The 7,094-nt window shown below is 66.9% G+C and carries 5 protein-coding genes; 1 reads left to right on the plus strand and 4 read right to left on the minus strand.

All coding sequences use genetic code 11. The annotated features are described in order from the left end of the window. Positions 1-158: 158 nt before the first annotated feature. The 4 genes from ACYP5B_RS50350 to ACYP5B_RS50365 form a co-directional block, all read right to left on the minus strand. Entirely contained in the window at positions 159-1,697 is a 1,539-nt protein-coding gene (locus ACYP5B_RS50350; RefSeq protein WP_400102869.1) for an acetolactate synthase large subunit, read from the minus strand. A gap of 112 nt (positions 1,698-1,809) precedes the next feature. After that, positions 1,810-2,643, minus strand: a complete 834-nt coding sequence (locus ACYP5B_RS50355) for a GntR family transcriptional regulator (RefSeq protein ID WP_459574959.1) — start codon at positions 2,641-2,643, stop codon at positions 1,810-1,812. Between the two features lie 210 nt (positions 2,644-2,853). Beyond that, positions 2,854-3,906, minus strand: coding sequence for a DUF535 family protein (locus tag ACYP5B_RS50360; RefSeq protein ID WP_459574961.1), 1,053 nt, complete (start codon positions 3,904-3,906; stop codon positions 2,854-2,856). A gap of 573 nt (positions 3,907-4,479) precedes the next feature. Further along, positions 4,480-5,961: an SLC13 family permease gene (locus ACYP5B_RS50365; protein WP_459574963.1), complete on the minus strand. Its 1,482-nt coding sequence runs from the start codon at positions 5,959-5,961 to the stop codon at positions 4,480-4,482. A gap of 135 nt (positions 5,962-6,096) precedes the next feature. Here ACYP5B_RS50365 and ACYP5B_RS50370 point away from each other — a divergent pair, with 135 nt between their 5' ends. Further along, complete coding sequence (locus ACYP5B_RS50370) at positions 6,097-6,897, plus strand: AraC family transcriptional regulator (RefSeq protein WP_459574965.1); 801 nt, start codon at positions 6,097-6,099, stop codon at positions 6,895-6,897. The last annotated feature ends 197 nt before the right edge of the window (positions 6,898-7,094 follow it).

Raw genomic sequence — 7,094 nt, forward strand, 5'->3', positions numbered from 1 at the left:
GCCCCATCCGGCGCGCCTTTTTTGCCTACTTTTTTGGCAAGACAAAAAAGTAGGTCGCCTCCCCGAAGGGGAGGTGAAACTGCAGTTGCTTTTGACCTTGACGTTAAGCAGTTGCAGTTGCAGTTGCAGTTGCAATTGCGACTAGCGCCTACATCCCCTCAAATCACCAACTCAATAACAAACGGCCCCGGCCGAGCATTAGCCATACTGAACAACTCAGCAAACCGCTCCATATCCTCCGCCCGAGCAGCCTCCACCCCCATCCCGTTAGCCAGCTGCACCCAGTTAAGATCCGGGTTCCCGATATCCAGCATATCGAGCGCAGTCTTGCCCGGATTGGCGCCAACACCGGCCAGCTCACCCAGCAAGATCGCATACTTCCGATTCGCCAGAATCACCACGGTAACGTCAAGCTTCTCGCGCGCCATGGTCCACAGCGATTGCAGCGTGTACATGCCCGAACCATCAGCCTGCAGCGCAACAACGCGGCGGCCAGGCGCGGCAACCGCAGCGCCAGTAGCCAGCGGCAGCCCATCGCCAATAGCCCCGCCGGTGAGCTGCAGCCAGTCATGCGGCGCGGCATGCACGGTACCCGGATAAAACGCACGGCCAAAGCTCACGCTCTCTTCCACCACGATGGCCTGCTCGGGCAGCAGCGCGGTCAACGTTTGCGCCACCGCCTCGGAGGTCACCGCACCCTTGGCGATCCCACGCGGAGCGACCGAAGCCGGCACCTGCACTGACGGGGCGCCAAACTCGTCGGCAAGCCGTGCCAGGGCTTCGGCCAGGTCTTGTTCCGGACGGGCCAGCACATGGATTTCGGCGTCTTCAGGATACGGGCGGGGCGACTTGCCCGGATAGGCGAAGAAGGTCACCGGGGGCGGCGCGCCCACCAGGATGACGTTGCGGATGCCGGCCAGCTTGTCGCGCGCGACGTCGCCAGAGTATGGCACCCGATCCACGTTGAAACGGCCACGGCCGCGCGACACGCGCGCGTTGGACATCGGCGTTATCAGGCGCGCATCGGTGGCGGCGGCGATGCGGTGCGCATCGGCCAGCGGCGCTTCGCGCAGCGCGGTGCCGGCCAGCACGATCAGCGTGGGCTGGCCCGAGCGCAGCAGGCGTGCGGCTTGCTGGATGGCGTCGGGCGAGACCTTGGGCACGGGCAACGGCGCCAGCGGCACGCCTACCTTGCCGCCGGCATCCCAGCAGACATCCGAGGGCAGGATCAGGCTGGCGACCCCGCCGGGGGCGGCGCACGCGGCCTGCACCGCAGTAGCAGCGTCGGCGCCGACCGATGCGGCATCCGTGGCGGTGCGGGTCCAGACCGAGACGGGGCGCGCCCAGCCTTCGGTATCGGCCGTCAGCGGTGCGTCGAACGGACGGTGATAGGTGGCCTGGTCGCCCACGATGTTGATCACCGGCGTCTGCGCGCGGCGCGCGTTGTGCAGGTTGGCCAGGCCATTGGCAAGACCCGGGCCGCAGTGCAGCAGCGTAGCCGCCGGCTTGTCGGCCATGCGCGCGTAGCCGTCGGCCGCGCCGGTCACCACGCCTTCGAACAGACCCAGCACGCAACGCATGCCGGGAATGCGGTCGAGCGCGGCCACGAAGTGCATTTCGCTGGTGCCGGGGTTGGCAAAGCAGGTGTCCACGCCGCAGGCCAACAGCGTCTTGACCAGGCTTTCTGCGCCGTTCATTTCGCTCTGCCCGTTGTCGCCATGGGTTGCATGGCTACCTTGGTTGCGGTCGGTATTCGGCATCTCGTTCATTTCCAGTTGGCGGATTGGGGAATGGATTGGTGGACAAGCATCAGGACTGCGCCGCCGGCGTGCCGGCCGGGCGCGGTGAGGCATAAACGGGGGCGGCGCCCACGCCGGGCGCAAGCAGGTCGAAATCCAGGCACACGAACTCGCTCGGGAATTCGATGCGCGCGTAATAGACGATCACACCGTCCACGCACGCATAGCGCCGCAATTCGGCCACCGGCGCGCCAACGGGCAAAGCCAGCCTGGCTGCCGATTCCGCGCCCGCCGCAATGATCGACAGGCGCTGCCTGGCGGCCGTGACCTTCAGTTGCGGGAAACGGTCGAGCACCGGCACCGAGGGCCCGTGGCGGAACGCTTCCGGCTCGCGAGCAAACACGTTGGCCTCGATAAAGACCTCGCCCAGCGCGAACGGGCGCTGCTCGATCCGGTGCAGGCGGCGCAGGAAGTGATAGCCCGGCGCGCGCGCCGCGGCGCAAGGCATGCCTAGCTCGTCCGGCAAAGTGACGGTGCCGTCGGACTCGGACAGTGCCTCGGTATCGAGCTGCTCGCCTACCGCCACCACCTGGTCCCAGCTTATCGGCAGCATCATGGCGCGGCGCTCGCGGCAGCCTGCCTTGACGAATGTGCCGCGCCCGCGCTCGCGGGTCAGCAGGCCTTCTTCGTCGAGCATGGAGAGCGCGTGATGCATGGTCATGCGGGCCACGCCGAACTCGCGGCAAAGCTGCTCGAGCGACGGGATGCGCGCGCCCTGGCGCCATTCGCCACTCTCGATATGGCGGCGGAAGATCGTGGCGAGCTGAAGGTAGACCGGCTGGCGGCTGCGGGACAGGAGGTCGCTGGAGGCGGGCAAGGCGGTAAAAACAGGGTTCGGCATCATCGGCGGGAGCGGCGCAGCGACTGCGAAAGCTGGCGAGGCGCCAGCGTATTGCCGCTGGCCGGAAGTGGCTTACCGGAAGTGGCTTACTTTAATAAGGTCTACAAACCTAGACTACTAGGGTTTACTGTAGTGCCGGCGTAAAAAAACGCGGGCCGAAGCCCGCGTTTTCCTGTGTGCATCCACGCCACGGCGGCCTGTCGCCGCCCGCCCTTACGCCGCCAGCGGCTCCGCGCGGGCCGGCGCAATGACTTGCGTCAGGGCAGGCGCCCTGGTCGTTGCCTGCGGCACGGCGGGTGCCGCGAAGCACCGGCGCACGGCCGCGTGGATGGCCTCTACCTGGGCCTGCTTGCGACGGTACGCCGAGCGCTTCTTGGACGGCAGCGCCATCACATCGCGGCGCGGCGGGTTGACTGGCATCTCGACATTGCCGCAAGGCATTGGCTGGCCGGCGGACTCCATCCAGAAACCCTCGTAGTCGCAACGGATCTCGCGCGGGGTGTGGCGCTGGCGACCCACGTGGTTTTTCTTGCTGACGCCCACGATACGCTGCACCCCGAGCGCGGCGGCAAAGCCAAGCAGGGCTTCCATGACCGCGTCCTTGGGACGCAGGCCTTCGCATGCCTTGGTAGATTCGCGGATCAGGTCACGGCTGTTTTCGCCCATGGGACCTTGCAGGCCCCCGACGAAGATCTCCGTGCCGCCCTTGCGCTGCGCCAGGTAGAAGCTGAGCTGGCTCAGGCAGACGCCGCTGGCTGTGTCCAGCCAATAAAAGGCCAGTTCTCCTTCCTTGGGGTTCGGCCCGGAGTCCGCCAGGCGCAAGGCATAGCGGCCGTCGCCCATCGCCCACTCGAGCCCGCCGCCCACGTAGACGCGTTCGCTCAGCGCCAGCGGCACCAGCGTGCTCATGGCACGGTAGTGATCCAGCACCGTACGCATGCGCTCGCGAAAGCTCAGCCCGAATGCGCCAAGCGGGCGATACGGACGCTCGAGCAGCGAGGGCTTGGCCAGGGCTACGCGCTGCATCAGCGCGCAGGAGTCGACCGCCTGCAACCAGCTGCGCACCGCGGCAAAGCGGAATGCAGACCGGCAGATCAGCTTGAAACGCTTGAAAATCCATTTTTTGCCGCCCGGCGGGTAGCAAAACGCGGACAACGCGGTGAGCGTCGCCAGATAGCGAAAATAGAAAAAAGGCCCGAGATCGTGGAAAAATCCCCTGCCACTGAGCCCCGACAGCCATTGAAGGCTCGAGATTGGTCCTTGCACCACTTGACGCTCCCCTGTTCCCGATGCAGCAAAGCCGGTACCCGGTCTTGTGGTGCTGCGCTTACGATCAAAACCTCCGCGGCCGCCGCGTGCGGTGGCGAGTAGGCGGCCAGGCTTAGCCTGGATCACGAGGCGCACCCGGCGGCGTGGGGGGCCACCGGGCTAAATGTTTCTGCCTCGAAATATTCCGTAACGAATAGTAATGCGTCAGGTTGACAGCAAATGCAGTCATTTCCCCTCGAACGCAAAAAAAAGTACCGACCGAGGCACCGAAGCATCGGTGAATCAGGCCGCCGCGCGGAAAAAGTGCAGGATGCGCTCTGTTACCCAGCCGGTCCAGGATCAACGGTGCAGCGCGCCTGCGCGCCGTCGCTCCGTTGCGAAGTACAGGCGCGCCGGCCTGGGCCAGCGCGCTTGCGGCGCGCAGTCCGCGCTTGTCGTCATGATTGCCTTCTTCGGTTGATCCCGGCTTACCCGCATAGCCCGCATGCCCCTTGCGCGGCCTGCTTGGGTTAACCAGAAGTCGAAGGCCGAAATCATGCCTCAGTTAGCACAAGCTTGGTGGCGGCGCGTTCACGGCAGGTAGCCCAGCAGGCGCCACCAGAAGTAGTCCAGCGGCAGCAGCACCAGCAAGGTCAGCGCGGCCAGCGCCAGGCACAAGCGGGTTCCGTCGCGCAGCCCCACGCCGCCGAGCTGCATGGCGATCACGATGGGCGGCGACTGGTAGGGAAAGAACACCGTGGAGAACACGGGGACCTGCAGCATCAACACGGCTTCCAGCGACAAACCCGTGGCCTGCGCCAGCTGTTTGGCGAGCGGCGTCAGCACGGCCGGCAATCCGGGCAGCGTCGTCATGAGCCCAAGGCTCGCCCCGACCGCGCCAAGCGCGGCCACATTGGTGGCGGTATGTCCCGGCGAGAGGGGCAGCCAGCGCAACAGTGCCGCGCTGATGGCGGTCCCCAGCCCGGTGGATTCCACCACGGCGCCAAGGCCGAGAAAGCCGGCCACATAGATCAGGGGCGTGAGATGGACCTGCTCCGCCAGCATGCGCGAGGAAACCAGGCCCACGCCCGGCAGCAGGCAGACGATGCATGCCGCCAGCGAGATCCAGGCCGGCGAGACGCCGTGCAGCGTGTCGGTGGCAAACCCGGCCACGGCCAGCACCAGGATCACGGCCAGCAGCTTTTCCTGGCGGCTCGGCGCGCTCGCCTGCTCGCGCGGGAGTGCCGCGATCGGCCCGTGCTCCGGAAACATCCGGCATACCAGCCAGACCAGCATCATGGTCTTGAGCAAGCCGAGGATGGGGAAATGCAGCAAGAGGTAGCTGCCATAGCTCAGGTTGATGCCATACAGCGAGCTGGCCGCGCCCAGCAGCACGCTGTTCGGGATATTGGCCGGCAGGATGGTGGTGGGCGGCATGTAGCTGGCGGCGGCCACCGTCAGCACCATGCCGATGCGGCCGTTGGAGCCCGGTGCAAAGCCAAGCCGGTCGGCCAGCGCCAGCACGATCGGCATCAGCAGGAGCACGCGCCCGGTGGTCGAAGGCATCAGGAAGGCCAGTCCCACGGCACTCACCGCCACGGTGCCTATCACCTGGCGATAGCTGCCTACCCGGCCCCGGAAGATGATGGCCGCCAAGCGCTGCGCCAGCCCGGTCTGGCGCAAGGCCACGCCGGTTACCGCGCCGCCGAACATGAGCCACCACGCGGTGGAGGCAAAACCCGAGAACACCACGGAGGCCGGCGCCACGTGCAGCACGACGGCGCACAGGAAGAACAGCAACGTCGTAGCCGGCTCGGGCAACACGCCCAGCGCCCAGCAGCACACGGTGGATGCCACCAGCGCCGCCGCCAGCACCAGGCCATCGGGCGCGCCGGTGGCGCGGCCCACCAGCCATACCGCCGCCACGCACAGAGCGATGACCGTGGCGGCGCGCACGCTGTCCGACAGCTTGCCCACGGGCGCGGGGCCAGCGGCAGGTGGCGCCTTGGAAGCGGCAGGATTGCCGGGAAGGCTGGCCGGGGGCGGCAAGCCGGGCTGACTGCTATTGCTCATGCGAACGAACTCCGTGGCGCCATGCGATGAGCGCCATCGTAGGGCGCGTCGATCTGGCCGAGTTACACTTCTCGGGCAATTTCTTACGAATACCGGCCACACCCGAAAACCTGCGCCAAAGCCGCGCCAAGCCAGATGCCACGCACCACCTACCAGCCCGTCCCGCTGACCCAGCCCACCGCCGAGCAGCCGGTCATCGTGCATCTGCGCCTGCCGCCGCCCAACGCCATCATTCGCCGCCATCGGCATGCCTGGGGGCAGGTGTCTTTCCCCTCGCGCGGCAGCATCCGCGTTACCGCGGCGGGCACCACCTGGGTGGTGCCGACCATGCGTGCGGTGTGGATTCCGCCCGATGTAGAGCACGAGGTGGTCACTCTGGGCGACGCGGCGCTGCACGCGTGCTACGTGCTGCCTGCGGCGGCGCCCCTGTCGCTCACCACCTGCGCGGTCGTGGAAGTGTCGGCGCTGATGCGCAACCTGATGGCGGCGCTGACCGATGCGCCCAGCTTGTCCGCGCGCCGGCGCCAGCTGAGCGCAGCCTTGCTGCTCGAGGAATTGCGGGCAGCGCCCACGCTCTGGCCGGGACTGGCCTTGCCCACCGACCGCCGCCTCAAAGCGCTGTGCGATGCCTTGATGGAGCAGCCCGGCTCGGCGCTGAGCCTGGCGCAATGGGCCGAACTGACGGGCGCCAGCGAGCGCACCCTGGCGCGGTTGTTCCGCACCGAGCTGCGCACCAGCTTTGCCGCCTGGCGCCAGCAGTTGCGCCTGGCGCACGCCGTCGATCTGATGAGCCGCGGCAAGCCGCTCGCGCATGTGGCGGCCGAAACAGGCTATGCCAATGCCGGTGCCTTTTCCACCATGTTCCGGCGCGCGCTGGGACAGGCGCCGCGCGATTTCCTGGCCACGGAGTCCCGCAATCACGGGAGGGGGCATTGAGCGAAAAGACATATCTCGCCAAAGCCATCCATTGGTCCGCTGGCGCGCAGATGCATCCTTGCGCGATGCTCGCCGCAGCCCTGGGCATGGCCTAGGGCCGGGGGGTGGCTTAGTCAATATGACTCCCCTGGGGCAAAGAGGGCTGGCCCGCCGCGAGGAATCAAACGCGGGTTAGCATGACTGCCAGAGCCGCATGG

The sequence above is a fragment of the Cupriavidus sp. 8B genome, from assembly GCF_054589115.1.

Bases quoted from the DNA above. Each gene is read 5' to 3' on its own strand.
- ACYP5B_RS50355 (WP_459574959.1), bottom strand. From the start codon at position 2,643: ATGATGCCGAACCCTGTTTTTACCGCCTTGCCCGCCTCCAGCGACCTC.
- ACYP5B_RS50370 (WP_459574965.1), top strand. From the start codon at position 6,097: ATGCCACGCACCACCTACCAGCCCGTCCCGCTGACCCAGCCCACCGCC.
- ACYP5B_RS50365 (WP_459574963.1), bottom strand. From the start codon at position 5,961: ATGAGCAATAGCAGTCAGCCCGGCTTGCCGCCCCCGGCCAGCCTTCCC.
- ACYP5B_RS50350 (WP_400102869.1), bottom strand. From the start codon at position 1,697: ATGAACGGCGCAGAAAGCCTGGTCAAGACGCTGTTGGCCTGCGGCGTG.